22 protein-coding genes are annotated in these 22,152 nt (G+C 46.8%); 13 read left to right on the top strand and 9 right to left on the bottom strand.

Annotation, left to right across the window (positions count from 1 at the left end):
• The first annotated feature begins 160 nt into the window (after positions 1–160).
• Positions 161–2,371 (top strand): penicillin-binding protein 1B, encoded by a 2,211-nt coding sequence (mrcB, locus tag W04_RS08785; protein WP_231658090.1) that lies wholly within the window; start codon positions 161–163, stop codon positions 2,369–2,371.
• A gap of 85 nt (positions 2,372–2,456) precedes the next feature.
• On the opposite strand, the gene hemL is transcribed toward mrcB, so the two are convergent.
• The 4 genes from hemL to W04_RS08765 all read right to left on the bottom strand — a co-directional run bounded on the left by hemL (position 2,457) and on the right by W04_RS08765 (position 7,152).
• Entirely contained in the window at positions 2,457–3,737 is a 1,281-nt protein-coding gene (hemL, locus tag W04_RS08780) for a glutamate-1-semialdehyde 2,1-aminomutase (RefSeq protein WP_053910568.1), read from the bottom strand.
• Between the two features lie 142 nt (positions 3,738–3,879).
• Positions 3,880–4,896, bottom strand: a complete 1,017-nt coding sequence (locus tag W04_RS08775; RefSeq protein WP_053910567.1) for an aspartate carbamoyltransferase — start codon at positions 4,894–4,896, stop codon at positions 3,880–3,882.
• 126 nt (positions 4,897–5,022) lie between these two features.
• Entirely contained in the window at positions 5,023–5,457 is a 435-nt protein-coding gene (locus tag W04_RS08770) for a CopD family protein (RefSeq protein ID WP_053910566.1), read from the bottom strand.
• A gap of 12 nt (positions 5,458–5,469) precedes the next feature.
• On the bottom strand, positions 5,470–7,152 hold the full coding sequence (locus W04_RS08765) for a chloride channel protein (RefSeq protein WP_022944583.1): 1,683 nt from the start codon (positions 7,150–7,152) through the stop codon (positions 5,470–5,472).
• Between the two features lie 230 nt (positions 7,153–7,382).
• On the opposite strand from W04_RS08765, the gene erpA reads away from it, so the two are divergent.
• The gene (gene erpA, locus W04_RS08760) at positions 7,383–7,721 is read left to right on the top strand and encodes an iron-sulfur cluster insertion protein ErpA (protein WP_053910565.1); all 339 of its coding nucleotides are present in this window, start codon (positions 7,383–7,385) and stop codon (positions 7,719–7,721) included.
• Positions 7,722–7,784: 63 nt separating this feature from the next.
• Here the strand turns inward: erpA and W04_RS08755 are convergent, their stop codons facing one another.
• On the bottom strand, positions 7,785–7,967 hold the full coding sequence (locus W04_RS08755; protein ID WP_053910564.1) for a hypothetical protein: 183 nt from the start codon (positions 7,965–7,967) through the stop codon (positions 7,785–7,787).
• 303 nt (positions 7,968–8,270) lie between these two features.
• On the opposite strand from W04_RS08755, the gene W04_RS08750 reads away from it, so the two are divergent.
• Positions 8,271–8,513 (top strand): helix-turn-helix transcriptional regulator, encoded by a 243-nt coding sequence (locus W04_RS08750; RefSeq protein WP_022944581.1) that lies wholly within the window; start codon positions 8,271–8,273, stop codon positions 8,511–8,513.
• Between the two features lie 57 nt (positions 8,514–8,570).
• On the opposite strand, the gene W04_RS08745 is transcribed toward W04_RS08750, so the two are convergent.
• The 4 genes from W04_RS08745 to W04_RS08730 form a co-directional block, all read right to left on the bottom strand.
• A complete protein-coding gene (locus W04_RS08745; RefSeq protein WP_053910563.1) occupies positions 8,571–9,977 on the bottom strand; it encodes an MFS transporter in 1,407 nt (468 codons plus the stop codon).
• A gap of 62 nt (positions 9,978–10,039) precedes the next feature.
• Positions 10,040–10,675: a peptidylprolyl isomerase gene (locus W04_RS08740; RefSeq protein ID WP_022944579.1), complete on the bottom strand. Its 636-nt coding sequence runs from the start codon at positions 10,673–10,675 to the stop codon at positions 10,040–10,042.
• Positions 10,672–11,247, bottom strand: coding sequence for a YajG family lipoprotein (locus W04_RS08735; protein ID WP_022944578.1), 576 nt, complete (start codon positions 11,245–11,247; stop codon positions 10,672–10,674). Before W04_RS08735 ends, W04_RS08740 begins: the two co-directional genes overlap by 4 nt.
• 8 nt (positions 11,248–11,255) lie before the next feature.
• Entirely contained in the window at positions 11,256–12,380 is a 1,125-nt protein-coding gene (locus W04_RS08730) for a methyltransferase (protein ID WP_053910562.1), read from the bottom strand.
• Positions 12,381–12,490: 110 nt separating this feature from the next.
• On the opposite strand from W04_RS08730, the gene W04_RS08725 reads away from it, so the two are divergent.
• The 10 genes from W04_RS08725 to W04_RS08680 all read left to right on the top strand — a co-directional run bounded on the left by W04_RS08725 (position 12,491) and on the right by W04_RS08680 (position 22,140).
• A complete protein-coding gene (locus W04_RS08725; protein WP_053910637.1) occupies positions 12,491–13,051 on the top strand; it encodes an alpha-ketoglutarate-dependent dioxygenase AlkB in 561 nt (186 codons plus the stop codon).
• 172 nt (positions 13,052–13,223) lie between these two features.
• Complete coding sequence (locus tag W04_RS08720; protein ID WP_053910561.1) at positions 13,224–13,535, top strand: BolA family transcriptional regulator; 312 nt, start codon at positions 13,224–13,226, stop codon at positions 13,533–13,535.
• Positions 13,536–13,615: 80 nt separating this feature from the next.
• Positions 13,616–14,806 (top strand): enoyl-ACP reductase FabV, encoded by a 1,191-nt coding sequence (gene fabV / locus W04_RS08715; protein WP_053910560.1) that lies wholly within the window; start codon positions 13,616–13,618, stop codon positions 14,804–14,806.
• Positions 14,807–15,216: 410 nt separating this feature from the next.
• A complete protein-coding gene (locus W04_RS08710; protein WP_053910636.1) occupies positions 15,217–16,560 on the top strand; it encodes a Na(+)-translocating NADH-quinone reductase subunit A in 1,344 nt (447 codons plus the stop codon).
• A 1-nt stretch (position 16,561) separates the two neighbouring features.
• Entirely contained in the window at positions 16,562–17,764 is a 1,203-nt protein-coding gene (locus W04_RS08705) for an NADH:ubiquinone reductase (Na(+)-transporting) subunit B (RefSeq protein WP_022944572.1), read from the top strand.
• Positions 17,754–18,521, top strand: coding sequence for a Na(+)-translocating NADH-quinone reductase subunit C (locus tag W04_RS08700; protein WP_022944571.1), 768 nt, complete (start codon positions 17,754–17,756; stop codon positions 18,519–18,521). The genes W04_RS08705 and W04_RS08700 overlap by 11 nt, the downstream gene beginning before the upstream one ends.
• Positions 18,521–19,150 (top strand): NADH:ubiquinone reductase (Na(+)-transporting) subunit D, encoded by a 630-nt coding sequence (locus W04_RS08695; protein WP_053910559.1) that lies wholly within the window; start codon positions 18,521–18,523, stop codon positions 19,148–19,150. Before W04_RS08700 ends, W04_RS08695 begins: the two co-directional genes overlap by 1 nt.
• A gap of 10 nt (positions 19,151–19,160) precedes the next feature.
• A complete protein-coding gene (gene nqrE / locus W04_RS08690) occupies positions 19,161–19,769 on the top strand; it encodes an NADH:ubiquinone reductase (Na(+)-transporting) subunit E (RefSeq protein WP_022944569.1) in 609 nt (202 codons plus the stop codon).
• A gap of 17 nt (positions 19,770–19,786) precedes the next feature.
• Positions 19,787–21,013, top strand: a complete 1,227-nt coding sequence (nqrF, locus tag W04_RS08685) for an NADH:ubiquinone reductase (Na(+)-transporting) subunit F (protein ID WP_053910558.1) — start codon at positions 19,787–19,789, stop codon at positions 21,011–21,013.
• A gap of 95 nt (positions 21,014–21,108) precedes the next feature.
• Positions 21,109–22,140 carry an FAD:protein FMN transferase gene (locus W04_RS08680; protein WP_053910557.1) on the top strand — a complete coding sequence of 344 codons (1,032 nt, stop codon included), beginning with the start codon at positions 21,109–21,111 and terminating at the stop codon, positions 22,138–22,140.
• The last annotated feature ends 12 nt before the right edge of the window (positions 22,141–22,152 follow it).

Genomic DNA, 22,152 nt, shown 5'->3' with positions numbered 1-22,152 from the left:
GTGGGCGGTTAATTTCAATCACGAGTATGCTAAGCTTCTCAACAATTTCACCCTAGCTAGCATTTGCACATACATGGCGTCGAAAAAATCTCCCAGCAAAAAGAAGTCCAATTCCAAAAAAGCAGCCTCTAAGCAGCCATCATCAACCTTTAAGCGGGTTATGAAGCGGTTATTTTCCATTGCCTGGAAGCTGGCTTTAGTCACATTCATTAGTGTGGCTTTGTATATGATTTATCTCGATGCCAAAGTAACCAGGCAGTTTGAGGGGAATAAGTGGCAGTTACCTGCGCAGGTATATGCCCGGGCAATGAACTTTTATCCTGGGCAATACCTATCTCTTGAGGAAGTAGAGTGGGAGCTGCAACGCCTAAACTACACGCAAGTGACTAAGCTTGCTCATACTGGGCAATATGAGCAAAGTCGAACTCGGCTACGCATTTATCGTCGTGCTTTTGAGTTTGCCGATGGCGCAGAGCAAGCACATATTATTGAGCTGCGTTTCAAAGGTGACCGCTTAGCCAGCGTACAAAATAATATAGGCCAGCGCTTAGAGCGTGCGCGACTGGAGCCGGTGCAAATCGCTCGTATCGGCAATGACAAAACCCAAGACCGAGAATTTTTGCCCCTAGATAAGTTCCCACCATTATTAAAAGAGACCTTGCTGGTGGTGGAGGATCAGGACTTTTATCAGCATCACGGTGTCTCGCTTTGGTCAATTATGCGCGCCTTGTATGCCAATATTCGAGCTGGACGCACGGTACAAGGCGGCAGTACGTTAACACAGCAGCTTGCGAAGAACTTTTATTTATCGCGAGAGCGCACTTTAGTTCGCAAGATCAACGAGGCCTTAATCGCGCTGATCTTGGATTACCGCTATTCCAAAGATGCCATACTCGAGGCCTACCTTAATGAGGTTTACCTAGGTCAGTCATACACTAAAGGCGTGCATGGTATGGGGCTGGCATCGGAGTTTTACTTTTCCAAGCCCGTTGATGAGTTGGAGTTTGACCAAATTGCGCTACTGGTCGCCTTAGTGAAGGGGCCGTCGTACTATAACCCGCGACGTTATGAAGAGCGCGCCATGGAGCGACGCGACCTTGTACTGCGGTTAATGGCCGAAAATGGTTTGCTAACAACCAACGAATATCGTCGGGCCCTAAAACGGCCTCTGGATATCGTGGCGATGCGCCGTGATATCAATAAAACCTACCCAGGCTATTTAGAGCTGGTTAATCGTGAGCTCAAAGAGTTACTTCCCAATAAAGCCACATTGGATGCTGGAGTGCGGGTATTTACATACCTTGATTTACAAAAGCAAGAAGCGATGGAAGCGTCAATTGAAAAGTCGCTCCCCTATTTAGAACGGCGCCCGAAAACACAGCAGTTGGAAGCGGCGATGCTGTCAGTTAATCGTGAAGTAGGGGGCGTCTCTGCTCTAGTTGCTGGACGCGATGTCCGTTATTCCGGTTTTAACCGGGTACTGGATACTAAGCGGAATATCGGCTCTTTGGTGAAACCTGCGGTGTATTTAACAGCCTTGCAGTTACCACAATATAACTTAGGGACTTTGTTGGATGACAGACCACTGGAGGTGACTGACGAGCAGGGTGAGGTTTGGCAACCTGACAACTTCGATCATCAACACCGAGGGATGTTGCCTTTATACCGTGCCTTTAGCCAAAGTATTAATATTCCAGCGGTCAATTTGGGGCTAGACGTGGGTGTCGACAAGGTTGCCAATACTTTACAGGGGTTGGGTGTGCACTCGCGTATCAATCAATATCCATCGCTGCTGTTGGGGGCATTGGAGCTGTCGAGCTTTGAAGTGGCGCAAATGTACACCACATTGGCGAATGATGGCGCTTATGGCCAGCTAAGTAGTATTTCGGCATTGACTGATAACAGTGGCCGGGTGCTGTATCGCCATCAGTTTGCCCCGCAGCAACGTTTTGCTAAAGATGCGATGTACATGACCAAATATGGTATGAAACGGGTGACTAAAGATGGCACGGGTAAGCGTTTAAACAAACACTTCCCAACGATTCAATTGGCTGGCAAAACAGGCACCAGTAACAACTTACGTGATAGCTGGTACGCTGGGTTTGACCAAAGTACCGTCACTGTGGCTTGGGTGGGCCGAGATGACAACCAAAGTACCGGATTAACCGGTTCGGTGGGGGCATTGGAACTCTATATTCGTTATCTGCGTCAGCTCAACCCTCAATCTATCGCCGATACTCGCCCTGAAGGTATTCGTTGGGCTTTCGTTAACGAGACCACTGGTGAGCAAGCGCCTCCTGGTTGTGGCAAGGTTATCCAGCTCCCGGTGCGCGAGCGCGAGTTTAATCCACGCCCTCCGTGTCGGCAGTAACGGCCGTTAATAGATATGCATTAAAAAGCCGCCCTTGAGGCGGCTTTTTTTCAGCTAGTGAGCCATGGATTATGGCTTCACCGCCTTATAGCTTTGCAAATGCTCGCTCAGCGGCGGCAATGGTTGCTTCTATTTGCTCATCGCCATGAGCGGCGCACACAAATCCAGCCTCGAACGCTGACGGAGCGAGATACACCCCTTCTTCTAGCATTAGGTGGAAAAAGCGCTTAAAACGCTCAAGATCACATTCGGTAGCTTGCTGGTAGCTGCTTACCTGCTCGGCGTCGGTAAAGAAAAAGCCAAACATACCGCCTGCATAGTTAGTTGTCAGGGCGATCCCCGCTTTGTCAGCGGCGGCTTGGAAACCGCTACACAGCACCTTACTCTTCGCTTCCAGCTGCTCATGTAAACCTGGCTCGCTGAGCAGCTGCAAGGCTTTTAAGCCAGCTGCCATAGCGATGGGGTTCCCAGAGAGAGTACCGGCTTGATAAACAGGCCCAACTGGCGCGATATAGTCCATGATTGCTTGTTTACCGCCAAAAGCGCCCACCGGCATGCCGCCGCCGATCACTTTACCTAAACAGGTCAGGTCAGGGGTAATGTTGTAATAAGCTTGAGCACCGCCTAGTGCAACGCGAAAGCCGGTCATCACTTCATCGAAGATCAGCACACTGCCGTGTTCATCGCAAATTTCACGCAGGCCTTCTAGAAAGCCTGGTTGCGGTGGAATGCAATTCATATTGCCAGCCACCGGCTCGATAATAATACAGGCGATGTCTTGTGGGTACTCGGCAAAAATAGCCTTCACTTCGTCAAGGTTATTGAACGACACAGTAAGGGTGTGTTTGGCAAAATCTTCTGGGATCCCTGGCGAGTTTGGCACACCCATGGTTAATGCCCCTGAGCCTGCTTTAACCAGCAGAGAGTCAGCGTGGCCGTGATAGCAGCCTTCAAACTTTAGAATTTTATCGCGACCGGTGTAACCACGCGCCAAACGAATCGCGCTCATGGTGGCTTCTGTACCAGAGTTAACCATGCGCACCGAATCAATGGAAGGCACTAACTCTTTTACCTTCTCAGCCATATCAATTTCGGCTTCGGTAGGTGCGCCATAGCTCAAGCCGCGCTCTACTGCTTGATGTACTGCTTGTTTAATTTCAGGGTGGTTGTGGCCTAAAATCATCGGTCCCCAAGAGCCCACATAGTCGATGTATTTTTTGCCATCGGCATCATAGGTGTATGCACCTTCGGCATGAGTGATGAACAATGGCGTACCACCTACACCATTGAAAGCACGTACGGGAGAATTAACGCCACCGGGAATAGAGGCTTGGGCGCGGGAATATAAGTCTTGGCTTTTGCTCATAATGCTTCCTATAAATTCGGGTCAGTTGACCTTTTAAGTGTGTAGCAGCTCACTTGGCATGTTTACGAATCTGAGCCTGTGTAAGTTTAACTGCGTATCCAGGCGGGGCAGAGCCCCTCAGCGATATGCATACACGTCGGTTTTAGTCTTCACGTTTACGGCTGAACCACGGTACTGTGGTTTCATACTTTTCTACTTGGTTCTCGACCCCAAGGGTTAATGCAAACAGCGCCATACGAATTAACACACCATTTTGAACTTGGCGGAAAATCGCTAAATTATCATTGGCATTTAAATCATTATCTAATTCATTGGCATCGCTGCGACTATCTCGTGGCAACGGGTGCATCAGCACTGAACTGGGCTTGCAATGAGCGTTGTAGATGGATTGGGAAATACGAAAACCACCACGGTATTTATTGGCTTCTTCTTGGCTTGGAAAGCGCTCTTCTTGAATGCGAGTTTGGTAGACGATATCAGCGGCCAGGTTACCTTCCATTTTATCGGCGAGGACAATGTGGTGGCCGGCATCGCTGACGCTGTCTAGAATGGTTTGTGGCATTTGCAAGCCATCCGGGGCAACCATGGTAAAGCGCACGTCTTTATAATGACAGAGTAACTTGGATAACGAATGCACGGTACGGCCATATTTTAGGTCGCCGACTAGAGCGATATGCATGCCATCAATTTTTTGGCCAAAGCGGTTTAACTCGCGGTCGATGGTTAACAAGTCGAGTAGTGCTTGAGTGGGATGCTCGTTGGGGCCATCACCGCCATTAAGTACAGGGACGCTACAGCCGGTGGCAAACTCGGCCACGGAGCCGGCATCGGGGTGGCGCATAGCGACAGCATCGGCATAAGCAGAAATGACGCGTGCGGTATCGTAGAGGGATTCCCCTTTGGCCAAAGCGGAGCTTTGCATGCCTGTTGTCTCGCGCACTAATCCGCCTAGCAAGTTAAAGGCGGTGCCAAAGCTGACCCGTGTACGGGTGCTAGGCTCAAAAAATAGATTCGCAAGAATCGCCCCTTCGAGCACTTTTGTGCGTTTTTGTTTTTTGGCATAAGGTTCCATCCGTTTAGCCACTGCAAATATATGCTCGATACTTTCTCTATCAAGTTGATTTACAGACAGAATGTTTTCACCTAAGAAGCGTAGCATGGAGGTCTTCCCAAACATTAAAGTGAGACAGTATGAGGGTACGTTGGGCCTAACACCGCCGTCGAGTGTAAGCCGTAAGTACGCCACCGCGTTTGGAGGCGCACTATAGCAGATTTTTTCTAATTTTTAGAGTGCCGGCTTTAATACTGCCAAAAAGATGATTGCCAGCAGTACTAACACAGGGAGTTCATTGAAAATACGATAGAACCGGTCACTACGGGTGTTTCTATCGTGTTTAAAATCACTTAAGAGCTTAAAGCAGTAGCCATGATAGGCGTACAAAATAAGCACTAAAGTGAGTTTGTAGTGCAGCCACATGCTAGCGCGAAACCACTCGCGGCCATACTCGACGATCATCAGTACTCCAAACACCGCAGTTAAAATCGCAAACGGGGTAACGAACAGGAGTAACCGGCGCTCCATAACTTTTAGCATAGAGCTGCATGATTTCTCTTCGTTGAGCGCGTGATAAACAAACAAACGTGGTAAATAAAAAATACCAGCGAACCAGGCAACCATGAAAAATAGGTGTAGAGCTTTATATACCAAAATCAGTGACATTGTACTTCCCAGTTAGAGTAAGGCATTACGAATAGTGAGAATGTGGCGGATTTGATCCCAGCGCATAATTCCCAAAATTTCTTTGTGATCGTGCATATCATACACATATACGGCGCCGCTGCGCTTGTCTTTGAGCACATCGAAGGCATCCGATAGGGTGGCCTGTGAGCTCACCCCTTCGAGCGTAACGTAGCGGATATTGATATTTTCCTCAGACATTAAATTAAGATCATATTCCGCAAGTCGATAGCCATTTTCTTCATCATAAACAATCAGCGGCGTTTGTCCGTCGAGATTATCCAAAGACTCTTTGATTTGCTCTTTGTCCTCAGCGTATAGCAGCTTAAAGTCTTCATTCATCTCTGCCATGATGCCGACTTTTTGCAGTGCCTCCGTGGCTGGAGATACTTGGTAGGTCAGCCCCTGAAAGTCGAGTTGTTGGAGGAAAATAGAGCGGTTGCCAAACACTTGTAAGGCGGTGACGTAAGCGGTCACAATCACTAACATCGCTGGCACAATAATTTGCGGACTGGAAGTGAGCTCCATCACCGCTGTCAGCGACGCCAGTGGTGCATGCAGAGTCGCGGCAAGTAATCCGGCCATGCCTAATACACCATAGGTGCCAGCAACGTCGGTGCCGGGGGCAACAAGGTGGGCGAAAAATGACATTAAGGTGCCCATAATAACTCCCAAACCAATAACCGGGCCAATCAGGCCGCCAGGTATACCTAAGCCGATGGCAAACAACGTTGCCAGTAGTTTAGCGATCAATATGGTCAGCAGCAGTTGTACATTATCCGGTGAATGAGTAGCGATAGTAATGGCGCTCATTCCCGAGCCCATTGCTTGCGGGACTAGGTAACCGATGCCGCCGGCAATAATGCCGGCAATAATCAATCGCGGCAGCATTGATAAGGGTTTAAAGGTGCGAATAATGAGCATCAGATTTTTGTTAAAGGCATAGGCGATGGCGCCTAAGGTCATGCCGCAAATGACTAAGTAGGGATAATGCCAAAAGCTCAGTGGAGTAACGCTGATGAGCGCCAACTCTATGTCATCACCAAAAACAAACTGAGTAGCTAAAGCCCCGGTAACGGCGGCGAGCATAATAGGAACAAAGATATGCACTTTGTATTCACGGAGGACCACTTCCATAACGAAAATTACGGCTGCTAAAGGGGTGTTAAAGGAGGCTGCAATCCCTGCGGCTACGCCACAACCGCTGAGTGTCCGCATGGCGTTATAGGGCAGGTGGAGCTGATTAGCGAGCATGCTTGCACCTGTTGCACCCATATGGACGGAGGGGCCTTCACGACCTACCGAGAAACCACTAATCAATGCTAGAGCACCGCCAAAGAACTGGTTTACTGTGTTATAAAAAGGCATTTGTCCGTAGTGCATTTTCATACGGTGAATAACAAAGGGAATACCAAGGCGGTAGTGCTTAAAGCCAGTAAGGTAGGCAAACAGTGCGATAATACAGGCTGCGCCAACAGGCAATAAAAACCGTTCTAATGCCGATAAGGTGGTAAAGTCATCAAAGTTATCTAGAAAGATGTTTTGTACTAACACAATAGTCAAACGAAATAGAATAATTAATCCCGCTGCAATCAAACCTGCGGCAATACCGAGAAGGCAAAGCTGGATTGAGGTTTTAGGGCGAGCAAGGCGTCGTCTTAGCGCCTCTAGTTGCATACCTATTCCTTTGTTCTTAATGACTATGGAGTGCGCTTAAGTCTACCAAAGGTTTATATATAAATCCTTGTTTAACGTCACACTTTGTCAGAGCAATGATGGCAGGCTAATGTTGCTGGCCGCACTAGCGTCGCACATGAGCCATGTTATGATGCTTTCGCGCGGCAATACTTGATTAACTTAGTCGGGTATTAGATAATTCGCAGTAAATGAGCAGTGAGAGAAAGAGTATGTCCGAGCAATTACCAATTAAATTCAGTGATGCCGCTGCTGCGCGTGTAAAGCAGCTTATTGAAGAGGAAGAGAATCCTTCATTGATGCTGCGCGTTTATGTCACTGGTGGCGGCTGTTCAGGCTTTCAGTATGGCTTCACGTTTGCGGAGCAGGTCAATCCAGGCGACATGCAGATAGAAAAAAATGGTGTGACCTTAGTGGTCGACCCAATGAGTATTCAATATCTGGTTGACGGTGAAGTCGATTATACCGAAGGGCTTGAGGGGTCACGCTTTTTTGTGAATAACCCGAATGCCACTACAACCTGTGGCTGTGGTGCTAGTTTTAGCGTTTAAGCATTAGGTTGAATCAGAAATTGAAAAAAATGCCGCGTTCGCGGCATTTTTTGTGGTTGAACGTTATTCTAGCGGAGTGTTGGTAACAAACAGCATCAAGGTGAAGAAACCTAAAACTAAGGTGGACAAAGCAACAATATACACAAACCCTTTACGACCTTGTTTTAGCGGTATACGGTTGTAATGGAGAAAAAGCCACCACAATAAACACAAAAGAATTGGCAAGATAAAGAGCAATCTGAGCATTTTTTCCCCTAAATTCCCTGTTTTCCTTCATATTAGCTTATAAGTACCTAACGCTAAAGGTAAAAATAAACTATCGATTTTATGAGTGAAATTAATTAATATCTTGTTAAACTCTAGTGCGTGATTCATTGCGAAAATTGCAGTGAAAATTCTCGCGCCGGAATTAGGTAAATTTTTGTATATAAACTATACCTAAAATAGGACATGTGGTTTAATACCGCGTGAATGAGACGGGCAAATTTCATTCAATCCTATTTATCAACCGTGATATGTATAGCAATTCATCTAGTAGGAGATGTAATTATGATGGGTAAAACCGTTTCTTCCGAAGAAAACGGAAGACTAACAAAGTGGCTAAAAGACAAACGCCATGAAAAAGGCCACACTATGCGCAGCTTGGCTCAAGTTTTGGGCACGCCGCACTCTTTTATCGGTAAAATAGAAAACCAAGAACGTCGTTTAGATGTTATTGAGTTCATGCGTTATTGCGACGCCCTTGAAGTTGACCCTTATGAAGGTCTATCACTACTTCAAGAACAAGCGTAATACCGATAAGCCAGAGCCCAGGAAGGGCTCTAGGTTCTTCTTCCTATACCCTACCAATTATTCTTTAACCTTCGCTGAACGTGCATGATACTGTTGTTCAAGCTGGTATAACCGTTTTCTGATTAGATATAAAAATAGTAGTGATGGCAGCACCATAAGTGCAGTCAGTATAAAGAACGTGGACCAGTCGCCGTGAAGCCAATCATCAACCACTACACCACTGTATCCAGAGAGCAAAGTGCGCCCCAGGTTGCCCAATGAAGCCAGCAGCGCGTAGTGCGTAGCGCTGAAGGCGCGGTCGCATAGCATGGAAATAAACGCAACCATAGCAACCAGTGACCAAGCTTGAGTAAAACCGTCTAAAATAATGGCCAACGCATATAAATGCAGCTTAGGGCCAGCAACGGCTATCCAAGAAAACATTAAATTAGATGCGGCCATTGCTACGCCACTGATAAATAGCCCTTTTACAATACCAAAGCGGGCATTGAATAAACTCCCTAGGAACGCGAAAATAATCGTTAGTACCGCCGTACCGAGTTTTGAAAAGGTGGCTATATCGGAATTGCTAAAGCCCACTTCTTTGTAGAAAACGATGGACATTCGCGCTAAAAATGCCTCACCAATTTTGAATAAGAAAATAAACGCTAGCAGAGCAATAGCGGTTTTCACGCCATTTTTAGCAAAAAAGCTGCGTAGCGGCTCGATAATGGTGACCCCTAACCAAGCCAAGGTTTTTTTCAATACTAACGGAAGAGCGTTAGAATGTTGTTGTAACTTTTGCTGATACTGATGTTCCAACTGTTCATGAACATGCTCACGGTTTGACAGTGGTTCGTTAGCAACAAACACATAGGCAATGAGAGCGGCAACTATCAGCGCCAATGCGAGGTAGACATCTGGCCATTCAATGCCGGGGATATCAGCGGCGAAAAAAGGCATGGCACCGAGTAGAGCATAACCTGTCCACCAACCACAGGTTGCCATTGCCGCCGCCGCCGACATCTTTTCACTTTCATTTTCATCCAAAATATCAATACGATAAGCATCAATTGCAATATCTTGAGTGGCAGAAGCAGTGGCAATTACCAGGGCAAGCAGCGCTACTAAATACAGCTGTGCGCCTATATCAACAAAAGCCATAGCCAGCGTGCCCAGCAATATCACACACTGACAGCAAAGCAACCAGCTTCGGCGTTGCCCAAGCCAGGCAGTCACATAAGGAATTTTGACCCGATCAACCAAAGGTGACCACAGGAAGTTAATAGAGTAGGCACCAAATACCATGCCAAATAAGCCAATCATACTGCGGCTTAAGCCCTCATCTTTAAGCCACGCACTCATCACCGAGCCGATCAACACCCAAGGAAAGCCGCTGCTGATGCCAAAAATAAAAATAGTGAGTAAGCGGCGATCACGAAAGTAATTGATAAAAGTCTGAAGTGATACGGTGTTATGGCTCATGATGACGGCTTACTTGAGATTTTGGGAGGATAAGGGCGGTGACGACCGCCCACAGCTGAAAACTAATAAGGTTGCGCTTCAAGTACTTTAATATTGAAAATGATAACCGGTTGTTTAGGAACGTAGGAATAGCCTATTTTCTCTTGGTAGTCGGTCTCGACACGCATGATTTTATCTAAAGTTTCAAACCCCTCTACGACGGAGCCAAACACCGCAAAACCCCAATCACTGCCGGGATTTAGGTGGTCATTATTATCCATATTGAAGAAAAACTGACGCGTTGCAGAATGCGGCTTGCGGTCTTGGTAAGCCATGGCAATGGTATACATATCGTTTTCCAGGCCGCTGCCACTTTCATTAAAAATAGGGTCATTCTCATGCAGGCCGTCATAATTCTTGTCGTAGCCACCCCCTTGGATGACAAAGTCGCGGTCGTTTTCTTCGTCGCGCTCAACCCGATGAAACACCGACCCTTTGTAACTGCCGTCTTGTACGTATGTCAGGAAATTATTGACCGTAATTGGTGCTCGTGAGCGGTCTAGCTCAACAACAATCTTTCCTTCACTGGTTGCGAATTCTACTCGTGGGAAGAGGTTGTCCTTTTGCACAAATTGACCTTGTACAGCCGCGAGTGTGGGCAAGCTGATAAAGAAAGTAAGGAATACGGCGGTAAGTGTGCCAAGAAAACGAGTGTTCATGATGCTCCCTTTTGCATGTAATTGTTCAGTTCAGGGTCGTTCATTATACGAATTACCAGTTGCTCAATCTGCTTATTAAGCTGCGCTTCTACTTTGGCTTGATCATAACCAAATGGGCCGCTGAACTGGCTTTGGCCATTATACATTTTATTGAATTGACTACCATTACGCTGCACGAACACTTGTAGGGCAATCTTCGCAGTGCTGTTATGATCGACGGTGTTTTGTTCAACATGAGCGTGTAAATCATGAATAGCAATACGGATATGGGTGGCTCCCATGGCGCTGACCTGAGCCCCATTGCGTTGTAAACCTTGCTCAAACACCCTCGTTAGTTTGCTATTAAGCCCTTGAGTGAGCTGCTGTTGTGAATGCTCGCCATCGCTCACTATCACAGTGGCTTTATTAGCACGCTGGTCATTTACTTGCAGTGATACTGTTTGATTAAATTGATGATATTGACCGCCTTGGTATTGTGGGTCAAGAATAGCCTCGGCTGCGCGGTTAGCGCACCCGCTCACAGTAACCAGTGCGGCGCTCAAGAGAAAAAGACGAATAACTGTGTTGCTCATGATCCTACCTATTTTTTTGCACTTAACACGACGAACTTTTTATTCGAACCCAGCAGCTTATGACCACCGAATAAACGGTTAAGTTTCTCATGGTATTGTAAATGTCGGTTGCCTACGATACGAAGCTCGCCGCCGGGGCGCAATACTTTTTTCGCGTCATTAAACATTTGCCAAGCAATATGGTCGGTAATCGCGTTTTGTTGATGAAATGGCGGGTTACATAAGATCAGGTCTTGGCTGGCAGCGGCAAACCCTGTTAAACAATCTGACTGCACAAATTGGCAACGGTGTAAATCATGTTCATGGTTTTGTTCAACATTAAGTCGTGCTGAGGCCACTGCCATGCATGATTCATCAACGAAAGTAAGTTTTGCTTGTGGGCATTGAGCCAAAGTAAGCAGACCAATGACGCCATTGCCACAACCCAAATCTACAATGCGCAGTACTTTTTTGGACTGCGGTAGGTAGTTGCTGAAAAAGCGAGCGCCAATATCCAATGAATCGCGGGAAAATACATTAGCGTGATTATGCAGGGTATAAGGAGTGCCCTCAAGTGACCAACTTTTAGGAAAAGGGCTTTGTTGCGCTTTATTGTGCATAGAGGCGGTGATAAGCCGCGCTTTTTTCACGGCCAAGGTGGTGCTTGCTGGGCCTATGTAGCGCGATACTAGATTTATTGTTGAGGTATGAACAGCTTTAGTTTTGCCACCTAAGATCACCGGCGTGTTTGGGCTTAATGTCTGTGATAAAAGGGCCAGTTGATGTTGCAGGTAGCCACTGTTTTTAGGAATTCTGCCGATGACTAAATCATAGTCGCCCAGTTTATCCATGCTGCTAAGTGCAGTGAAATTACTTTCATCTAAAGCGTTTTGCGCCAGGTTATAATGCCAAGCTTGGTGGGCCACGTACGAGTCACTGAGCGCACTAATATCAAATTGATGCAAAGCGCAGGCGAGGGCACCAAAGTCGTCATTTAATATAAGCAGCTTTTTTGCACTGGGATGATGCTCTTTGACATAATCAATTAAGTACTCGTCGGCGGCATCCCACGCCTGTAAGCTACGGTTTTTTTGCTCCAGAGGAAAGCGGTGTAGGGTGTAGTGGGTGCCACCGAGTAGGGCGGATGTTATCATAACGGTCAATGTGTAACGGATAGTAGCGCTAGTTTACCACGATGGATGGGAATTCGAAGGTGTTTAACACTGATACCGGCAACCTGTTGCCCGATGAGCTACCAGCAGACATGTTTCACTATCAGCTGCAGGCGCTGAGTGCTGATAAGGCCACCCAGCTCTATCATTACTTGCGTGATAATTTGGCTTGGCAACAGCCAAGCATACAGGTTTTCGGTAAATGGCATCCTATACCTCGTTTACAGGCCTATATCGGCGACCCAGACAGCGCGTATGAATACTCAAAGCAAGTGTTTTCGCCTATGCCCTGGCCTGAACCTTTGGCACGCATGCGGGAGCGCCTTAGTAATCAGCTAGGGTGCAAATTTAATGCGGTACTGGTTAATTATTATCGAAACGGTCTCGATAGTATGGGGTGGCATGCTGACGATGAACCTGAGCTTGGAGCGCAGCCGACCATTGCATCGTTATCCTTAGGAGCGCTGCGTAAGTTCAAGTTACGCCATAAGCACTCGCGGGTGGTGACAGATGTGCCTTTGCGTCACGGTAGTTTGCTGATCATGAAAGGCCAGAGCCAGCAACACTTCGAGCACAGTCTACCGAAGCAGCGTAAAGTGACCCAAGGGCGCATTAACTTAACGTTTCGCCACATTGACGCTTCTTTGTTATAGTAATGCTCCAGTTTACGCTGACGAGTCAGTAATTTATGTCTATGCAAACTCAGATAGAGCAAAAACTCGCTGCCGCCATTGCGTGCAAGCATTTACATGTGGAAAACGAAAGCCACATTGACGCTTCTTTGTTATAGTAATGCTCCAGTTTACGCTGACGAGTCAGTAATTTATGTCTATGCAAACTCAGATAGAGCAAAAACTCGCTGCCGCCATTGCGTGCAAGCATTTACATGTGGAAAACGAAAGCCATATGCACGCCCGAGGTGAAGATTCTCATTTCAAAGTCACTGTGGTCAGTGAGCAATTCAGCGGTCAACGCTTATTACAGCGCCACCGCGCCATTAATGAGGTATTGGCCGATGAGTTGCGCGAACACATTCATGCTCTTGCGATTCATGCTTACACACCTGAAGAGTTCAGTGAGCGACAGAGGCAAGCTCCGCAGTCTCCTAATTGTTTAGGTGGCTCCAAATTCGATTAAGTAAAGTCATCAGACCTGTGTAATGGGCTTTAGTCGTTACACTAGCGCTAAATTTTTCGGCAACGATATGGAATTTTATCATGGTCATTAAGCCTAAAATTCGTGGTTTTATCTGCACTAACGCTCATCCTGCGGGCTGTGCAGCGCACGTACAACAACAAATAGATTACGTAAAACGCCAAGGTGATTTAGGGCAAGGCCCTAAAAACGTTCTAGTCATTGGCTCGTCAACCGGCTATGGCTTGGCCTCACGTATTGTTTCAGCCTTTGGTCATGGCGCCAAAACATTGGGCGTGTTTTTCGAAAAGCCAGGTACAGAAAAGAAAACGGGTTCTGCAGGGTGGTACAACACCGCTGCTTTTCAAAATGCAGCCGATGAAGCAGGCTTGTGGGCAAAAAATATCAATGGTGATGCCTTTTCTGATGAAATCAAAGAAAAGACAATTGATGTTATTAAAAATGAATTAGGCAAGATTGATTTAGTTATCTATTCCCTTGCTTCGCCGCGTCGCACCGATCCAAAAACAGGTGAAACGTTCTCTTCAACGCTAAAGCCTATCGGTGAAGGCGTGACCACCAAGAACCTCAATACTTCAAAGTGTATTATTGATGAGGTGAGCGTTGAGGCTGCCAGTGATGAAGAAATTGCCAATACCGTGAAAGTCATGGGTGGTGAAGATTGGCAGCTGTGGATTGATGCTTTAAATGAAGCGGGCGTGCTTGCCGATAACTTCAAAACCACCGCTTACACCTATATCGGTAAAGAGCTGACTTGGCCGATTTACGGTCACGCCACAATAGGCAAAGCCAAAGAAGACTTGGACCGTGCCGTTGAGGAAATTAAAGCATCTACCGCTGATATTTCCGGTGAGGCTTATGTGAGCTCTCTTAATGCTGTAGTCACGCAAGCCAGCTCGGCAATACCGATTATGCCTTTGTATATCTCTGCGCTGTTCAAAGTGATGAAAGAAGATGGCACCTATGAGGGGACTATCGAGCAAATTACCGCGTTGTTTAAAGAGAACTTATACGGCGAAACGCCGCGCTTTGACGAAGGCGGTCATTTATTCCAGAACTACAAAGAGCTTGAAGACGATGTGCAGCAACGAGTGCAGCATATTTGGGATCAGGTGGATACCGACAGTATTGACGAGCTAACCGATTATGTTGGTTATCACCGAGAGTTTTTACACCTGTTCGGTTTTGATCTAGACGGTGTTGACTACGAAAGTGATGTTAACCCTGAGGTTGAAATCAACAATCTCGTTTAAGTACCGCTGTTTTACATAGAAAGGCCAGTCAATAGACTGGCTTTTTTGTGTTTTTACAATCTCAGGCTGTGAAATTAAGACTTTGGTCTATATTGAAGTTTATTCACTAATTTTAGCTCGGATTGCTTAGATAATTTTTACTTTTTAACTCGCATAGTCGCCGTGATTGATGTTAAAATTCGGCAGATATGTGACAAGTTCACTGCGTTGCTTTGCTCACTAACCGAAATGGGTGCTCTTTTATACCGTATGTATTAATCGTGTGGACGACTTTTGCTTGCACAAGTGCGTAAGTGCGCACCGAGCAATAAGCGAACCGCCTTTTACGCGGCCATCACTCAACTCGGCCAACTTAGCAGCGTGGTTGGTAAGATTTTAAGTTTCTTTCCGTTAATGTAATGCAAGTGCGTATGATCAACATAAAAAAAGGTCTGGATCTACCGATAGAGGGCGCACCTCAGCAAGTTATTCACGACGGTCAACCCGTCAAACGAGTAGCCGTGCTAGGTGAAGAATATATCGGCATGCGTCCTACCATGCGAGTTCGTGTGGATGACCAAGTGAAAAAAGGCCAAGTTCTTTTTGAAGACAAAAAGAATCCTGGCGTTATCTACACTGCACCGGCCGCCGGGGTAGTTAAAGAAATCAATCGTGGAGCAAAACGTGTTCTGCAATCTGTTGTGATCGAAATCGATGGCAACGAGCAGGAGACCTTTGCAAAGTTCGACCAGGGTGAGCTTGCTAGCCTTGACCGCCAAAAGGTGGTTGACCAGTTAGTTAACTCAGGTCAATGGACTGCGCTTCGCACCCGCCCATTCAGCAAAGTACCCGCTGTTGATGCCAAACCTAGCTCTGTTTTTGTAACAGCGATGGACACCAATCCGCTTGCAGCTGATCCAGCTGTAATTATTGCTGAGAATGCGGAAGCATTTGAAGCTGGTTTAGCGGTTGTCTCTCGTCTTACAGAAGGCAAAGTGTTTGTGTGTAAACAAGCCGGTGCTCAAGTGCCTAGCTCTTCTGTGGCTTCTGTAGAAGTTCATGAGTTTGGCGGTAAGCACCCTGCAGGTCTTGTTGGTACTCACATTCATCACCTAGATGCAGTGTCTGCATCGAAGCAGGTATGGCACTTGGGCTACCAAGATGTGATCGCTTACGGTCACCTTTTCCTAAGTGGTGAAATTTACACTCCGCGTGTGATTTCTTTAGCCGGCCCACGTGTTAAGAACCCACGTTTGGTGAAAACACAGATCGGTGCTGCTTTGGATGAGTTAGTGTCTGGTGAACTGGAAGACGGTGACAACCGTATCATTTCAGGCTCAGTACTTTCTGGTACCAATGCAACGGGTCCACATGCGTTCCTTGGCCGTTATCACACGCAAGTGTCGGTGCTGCTAGAGGGTCGTGAGAAAGAGTTGTTCGGCTGGATTGCTCCAGGCAGCAACAAGTTCTCTGTAACGCGTACCTTCTTAGGCCACTTAGCGCCAAGCCGTTTGTTCAACATGACCACATCAACCGGTGGTTCAAAACGTGCGATGGTACCAATCGGTAACTATGAGCGCGTGATGCCGCTTGATATTTTGCCTACCTTATTACTGCGCGATTTAATCTCGCGTGACCTAGATGGGGCAATTTCACTCGGCGCGTTGGAGCTAGACGAAGAAGATTTAGCGTTGTGTACCTTCGTTTGTCCAGGTAAATACGAATACGGTTCTATCCTTCGTGACTGCCTGACAACAATCGAGAAGGAAGGCTAAAATGGGCTTGAAGAAATTTTTAGAAGATATCGAACCGCATTTTGAAGCGGGTGGTAAGCACGAAAAGTGGTATGCACTGTATGAAGCAGTTGCGACTATTTTTTATACCCCTGGCTATGTCAACAAAGGCGGTACTCACGTTCGCGATAACATCGACCTAAAACGTATTATGATTTTAGTGTGGATGGCAACGTTCCCTGCCATGTTCTTTGGCATGTTTAACATTGGCCACCAAGCGGCAGAAGCGTTAGCAAACGGTTTTGCATTAGGTGATTCTTGGCAAGTAGGATTGTTCCAACTGTTAGGCGGTGAGCTCACTGCTGATTCAGGCTGGGGCGCGAAAATGTTCTACGGTGCCTGTTTCTTCCTGCCAATTTATGCCGTTACCTTCGGTGTCGGTGGCTTCTGGGAAGTGCTATTCGCGTCAATACGTAAGCACGAAGTAAACGAAGGTTTCTTCGTTACCTCTGTGCTATTTGCATTGATCCTGCCTGCAACCATTCCCCTTTGGCAAGTTGCCCTAGGTATTACCTTCGGTGTGGTTATCGCCAAAGAGGTATTCGGTGGTACAGGTCGTAACTTCTTGAACCCTGCGCTTGCTGGCCGTGCGTTCCTGTTCTTCGCCTATCCGGCGCAGATTTCAGGTGACACAGTGTGGACAGCTGTTGATGGTTTCTCTGGCGCGACTTACCTAGGCCAAGCGGCAACAGGTGCGCTTGATTATGCCAACATGGAGCTATGGTGGAATGCGTTTTACGGTTTCATTCAAGGTTCTATGGGTGAAACATCAACCCTAGCAATCTTATTAGGTGGTTTGTTCCTAATCTATGTGCGTATTGCTTCTTGGCGTATCGTGCTAGGTACCTTCTTGGGTATGGTAGTCACTGCAACGCTGCTTAACTTTATCGGTTCAGACACCAACACCGCGTTTGCAATGCCTTGGCACTGGCACTTAGTCCTTGGTGGCTTTGCGTTTGGTATGTTCTTTATGGCAACCGACCCGGTATCAGCGTCATTTACCGATAGAGGTAAGTGGGCCTATGGTGCACTGATTGGTTTTATGGTGGTGATGATCCGCGTGGTTAACCCGGCATACCCTGAAGGCATGATGCTCGCTATCTTGTTTGCAAACCTATTTGCACCGCTATTCGACCACTTCGTAGCGCAGTCAAACATCAAGAGGAGATTGGCACGTGTCCAGTAATAACGAATCAATCGGTAAAACGCTCGGTGTAGTTGTTTCGCTATGTTTGGTGTGTGCGGTTATCGTATCGTTCGCATCGGTGCAATTGCGCCCGCTGCAGCAAGAAAATAAATTAAAGGATATTCAAAGCAATATTCTTTCAGCCGCTGGATTTAATGATGTCAAAGACGTGCAAGCTACGTATGACGAAAACATTGAAACCATCGTTGTTGATGTTAATAACGGCCAACAAGTTGAGTTTGACTCTGAGCAAGCTCGCAGCGAGTGGATCAAATCTTACGACTTTGAGAAGAGTAAGTTTGACGCCGATATGAGCATTAAGTTGCCAAAAGAGCAAGACAAAGCGGGCATTCAACGTCGTACTACGGAAGCACCGGTTTACATTAACCGTGCCGACGACGGCTCAGTGAAGTCAATCATTCTACCAATCCAAGGTTATGGCCTTTGGGGTGTTATGTATGGCTTCTTAGCTCTTGAAAGTGATGGCGAAACTGTTAAAAACATCATCTTCTACAAGCACAACGAAACCCCAGGTCTAGGTGGTGAAATCCAAAACCCAGCTTGGACGGCTCAGTGGCAAGGCAAAGAGCTGCCGGTAGACTTAGTGAAAAGCGGTGCTGACAACGAGCACGAAGTAGACGGTCTCTCTGGCGCAACCCTGACCTCAAACGGTGTTGATAACACAGTTGATTATTGGACAGGTGAAAACGGCTTTGGTCCTTTCCTTGCGAAAGTACGTGAAGGAGCGTTGAAATAATGGCTGATACTAAAGAAATGAAGTCGGTTCTATTTGGACCTGTCTTCGCAAATAACCCTATCGCTCTGCAAGTACTCGGTATTTGTTCGGCGCTAGCAGTAACATCAAGCTTGAAAAATGCATTGATCATGTCAATTGCTTTGACCCTAGTAACGGGCTTCTCAAGTTTTTTTATCTCTATGATTCGTAACCAGATCCCATCAAGTGTGCGGATCATCGTACAGATGACCATCATTGCCTCATTGGTAATCGTGGTGGACCAGGTACTGCAAGCCTTCTCGTATGCAACAGCGAAAGAACTGTCGGTATTCGTTGGTTTGATTATCACCAACTGTATCGTAATGGGTCGTGCTGAAGCGTACGCGATGAAGTCACCGCCGTTTATGTCTTTCCTAGACGGTATTGGTAATGGCTTAGGCTACTCAGTAGTACTACTGACTGTTGGTTTCATTCGTGAGCTATTCGGTAAAGGGTCGCTGTTCGACGTAGAAATCATCCCATTAGTACAAGACGGTGGCTGGTATCAGCCTATGGGTCTATTGATCCTGCCGCCTAGTGCATTCTTCATCATCGGTCTATTCATTTGGGTGCTACGCACTTATAAGAAAGACCAAGTAGAAGCGAAATAAGGGGCGAGTCGTGGAACAATATCTTAACTTATTTGTTAAAGCGGTTTTCATTGAAAACCTGGCGCTTGCCTTCTTCTTGGGGATGTGTACTTTCCTTGCGGTATCAAAGAAAGTAAAAACCTCAATTGGTCTAGGTGTAGCGGTTATCTTCGTACTGGGTATTGCCGTACCGGTGAATAACTTAGTTTATCACGCGGTATTAGCACCGGGCGCACTGGAGTGGTTGGGTTTCCCTGACGCTGATTTAAGCTTCTTGCGCTTTTTGACGTTCATCGGTGTTATTGCTGCCCTAGTACAAATCCTAGAAATGGCATTGGACAAGTTCTTCCCACCGCTTTATAACGCGTTGGGCATCTTCCTACCATTGATCACGGTAAACTGTGCGATTTTCGGTGCGGTATCGTTCATGGTAGAGCGTAATTACAACTTCGGTGAGTCAGTGGTCTTTGGCCTGGGTTCTGGTGTAGGTTGGGCGCTGGCAATCACGTTGCTAGCGGGTATTCGCGAGAAGATGAAGTACTCAGACGTTCCTGATGGTTTGCGTGGTTTAGGTATCACCTTTATCACAGTAGGCCTAATGGGTCTGGGCTTTATGTCATTCTCTGGTATTTCACTATAAGGTAGCGAGGAGAAATCATGCTTGAGGTATATTTAGGCGTAGGTGTATTCGTCGCTATCGTGGTTATGCTGGTTTTGGTCATCATTGCGGCCAAGTCAAAGCTAGTACCCACAGGTGACGTCACCATCGGGATCAATGGTGATCCTGACAAAGCAATTACAACATCACCAGGTAGCAAGCTACTGGGTGCCCTTGCAGATGCAGGTATTTTCGTATCGTCTGCATGTGGCGGCGGCGGCTCATGTGGCCAGTGTCGTGTTGATGTTAAAGAGGGCGGTGGTGATATCCTGCCGACCGAACTTGACCACATCTCTAAAGGTGAGGCACGTCAGGGCTGTCGTCTTGCGTGTCAGGTTGCTGTTAAAAGCGACATGGAGATTGAGCTAGAAGAGTCTATCTTCGGGATCAAGAAGTGGGATTGTGAAGTTATCTCTAACGATAACAAAGCAACCTTCATCAAAGAGCTTAAGCTTAAGATCCCAGACGGTGAAGTTGTACCTTTCCGCGCCGGTGGTTATATTCAAATTGAAGCACCTGCTCACCACGTTAAATACAAGGACTTTGATATTCCTGAAGAGTATCGTCCTGATTGGGAGCGTTTCGGCTTCTTTGACCTAGAGTCAAAAGTAGACGAAGAAACGATCCGTGCTTACTCAATGGCGAACTACCCAGAAGAGTACGGCATCATCATGTTGAACGTGCGTATTGCTACGCCGCCGCCAAACAACCTAAGCCTGCCATGCGGTAAGATGTCATCGTACATCTGGTCGCTTAAAGAAGGCGATAAGGTAACTATTTCTGGTCCATTTGGTGAATTCTTCGCTAAAGAAACTGACGCAGAGATGGTCTTTGTCGGTGGTGGTGCAGGTATGGCACCGATGCGTTCACACATCTTCGACCAGCTGAAGCGTTTGAACTCAGATCGTAAGATGAGCTTCTGGTACGGTGCACGCTCTAAGCGTGAGATGTTCTACGTTGAAGACTTTGACGGTCTAGCTGAAGAAAATGATAACTTCGTGTGGCACGTAGCGCTTTCTGATCCTCAGCCAGAGGACAACTGGGAAGGCTATACTGGCTTTATCCACAACGTATTGTACGATAACTATCTTAAGGACCACGAAGCGCCTGAAGACTGTGAGTACTACATGTGTGGGCCACCGATGATGAACGCAGCCGTAATCAACATGCTAAAAGACTTAGGTGTTGAAGACGAAAATATCCTACTGGATGACTTCGGCGGCTAAACGAATGTCACGCATTCGTCATTGATTTATAAAAGGCTTCCTAACTCGGTTAGGAAGCCTTTTTTCGTTTACTGTTCACCAACTTGAGGCTAGCAATGTTACGCAGCGTAAAAGCCGTATTTGGCTTGTTATTCGTCCTTTCTTTATTTGCCTTATCGGGGTGTGATAACGCCCCAGAATCCGACCAACAAGAGGTGTTGTTGCAAGGGAAAACCATGGGTACCACTTTTAATATTAAGGTGTTTGTACCACAGCAACAGTTACCTCAACTTAATTTATACGCTGATGTCACTGAGGAGCTTAAAAAAGTGAATCAGTCGATGTCGACGTACATTGAAGACTCCGAGATTAATCAATTTAATCGCTTACCTGCAGGTGAAGTGATGCCCATCAGCAGCGATTTCCGCGCTGTGGTGAGCGAATCTATTCGCCTTGGACAATCGACAAAGGCGCTGGATGTGACCATGGGACCGCTTATTGATCTTTGGGGGTTCGGCCCCGATAAGCGACCCACACAGCGCCCAGAGCAAGCTGAGCTCGATGCCATGCTGGCGAATATTGGTGTTGATAAACTGGTTTTGAGCGAGCAAGGCTTGGCTAAAACCGTGGATGGCTTAGAGCTGAGCTTTTCCGCTACTGCAAAAGGCTATGGTATTGATAAGGTTGCTGAATTATTGCAAAGCCATGGACTCACCAATTACATGGTAGAAATTGGTGGAGAAATGCGTATCTCAGGGCACAAGCCCGATAACAAGCCGTGGCGCATTGCTATCGAGCAGCCCGATGCACCGCCGGGACAGCGCAAAATTCACCGCGTAGTTGAGCCAGGTAGTATGGGCGTTGCCACTTCAGGAGATTATCGTATTTTCTATGAAATGGATGGCGAAACCTATACCCATTTAATTGACCCGCAGACAGGCATGCCAATTAAACATGATTTGGTTTCGGTAACGGTATTGCACCCCAGCGCCATGACTGCTGATGGCCTAGCAACGGCACTGACCGTTATGGGCACAGAGCAGGCCAAAGCCTATGCTGAGCAGCATAATTTACCGGTGTACTTGATCAGCAAGACTGACAGTGGTTTGCAAACCCATGCAAGCACAGCTTTTAAGCCATATTTGTAGTTAGTTTTTGCT

Source organism: Pseudoalteromonas sp. SW0106-04, from assembly GCF_001293805.1.
Classification (GTDB): domain Bacteria; phylum Pseudomonadota; class Gammaproteobacteria; order Enterobacterales; family Alteromonadaceae; genus Pseudoalteromonas; species Pseudoalteromonas ruthenica.
Note: the sequence above shows the minus strand (reverse complement) of the source record. Positions and strands in the feature narration are given on the sequence as shown.

Excerpts from the sequence above, each read along its gene's own strand:
- W04_RS08755 (WP_053910564.1), bottom strand. The coding sequence starts at position 7,967 with ATGCTCAGATTGCTCTTTATCTTGCCAATTCTTTTGTGTTTATTGTGG.
- hemL (WP_053910568.1), bottom strand. The coding sequence starts at position 3,737 with ATGAGCAAAAGCCAAGACTTATATTCCCGCGCCCAAGCCTCTATTCCC.
- W04_RS08680 (WP_053910557.1), top strand. The coding sequence starts at position 21,109 with ATGTTACGCAGCGTAAAAGCCGTATTTGGCTTGTTATTCGTCCTTTCT.
- W04_RS08745 (WP_053910563.1), bottom strand. The coding sequence starts at position 9,977 with ATGAGCCATAACACCGTATCACTTCAGACTTTTATCAATTACTTTCGT.
- fabV (WP_053910560.1), top strand. The coding sequence starts at position 13,616 with ATGGTCATTAAGCCTAAAATTCGTGGTTTTATCTGCACTAACGCTCAT.
- W04_RS08720 (WP_053910561.1), top strand. The coding sequence starts at position 13,224 with ATGTCTATGCAAACTCAGATAGAGCAAAAACTCGCTGCCGCCATTGCG.
- W04_RS08705 (WP_022944572.1), top strand. The coding sequence starts at position 16,562 with ATGGGCTTGAAGAAATTTTTAGAAGATATCGAACCGCATTTTGAAGCG.
- W04_RS08765 (WP_022944583.1), bottom strand. The coding sequence starts at position 7,152 with ATGCAACTAGAGGCGCTAAGACGACGCCTTGCTCGCCCTAAAACCTCA.
- nqrF (WP_053910558.1), top strand. The coding sequence starts at position 19,787 with ATGCTTGAGGTATATTTAGGCGTAGGTGTATTCGTCGCTATCGTGGTT.
- W04_RS08750 (WP_022944581.1), top strand. The coding sequence starts at position 8,271 with ATGATGGGTAAAACCGTTTCTTCCGAAGAAAACGGAAGACTAACAAAG.
- mrcB (WP_231658090.1), top strand. The coding sequence starts at position 161 with ATGAAGCGGTTATTTTCCATTGCCTGGAAGCTGGCTTTAGTCACATTC.
- W04_RS08730 (WP_053910562.1), bottom strand. The coding sequence starts at position 12,380 with ATGATAACATCCGCCCTACTCGGTGGCACCCACTACACCCTACACCGC.
- W04_RS08710 (WP_053910636.1), top strand. The coding sequence starts at position 15,217 with ATGATCAACATAAAAAAAGGTCTGGATCTACCGATAGAGGGCGCACCT.
- W04_RS08725 (WP_053910637.1), top strand. The coding sequence starts at position 12,491 with ATGTTTCACTATCAGCTGCAGGCGCTGAGTGCTGATAAGGCCACCCAG.
- W04_RS08770 (WP_053910566.1), bottom strand. The coding sequence starts at position 5,457 with ATGTCACTGATTTTGGTATATAAAGCTCTACACCTATTTTTCATGGTT.
- W04_RS08740 (WP_022944579.1), bottom strand. The coding sequence starts at position 10,675 with ATGAACACTCGTTTTCTTGGCACACTTACCGCCGTATTCCTTACTTTC.
- W04_RS08775 (WP_053910567.1), bottom strand. The coding sequence starts at position 4,896 with ATGCTACGCTTCTTAGGTGAAAACATTCTGTCTGTAAATCAACTTGAT.
- erpA (WP_053910565.1), top strand. The coding sequence starts at position 7,383 with ATGTCCGAGCAATTACCAATTAAATTCAGTGATGCCGCTGCTGCGCGT.
- W04_RS08695 (WP_053910559.1), top strand. The coding sequence starts at position 18,521 with ATGGCTGATACTAAAGAAATGAAGTCGGTTCTATTTGGACCTGTCTTC.
- W04_RS08735 (WP_022944578.1), bottom strand. The coding sequence starts at position 11,247 with ATGAGCAACACAGTTATTCGTCTTTTTCTCTTGAGCGCCGCACTGGTT.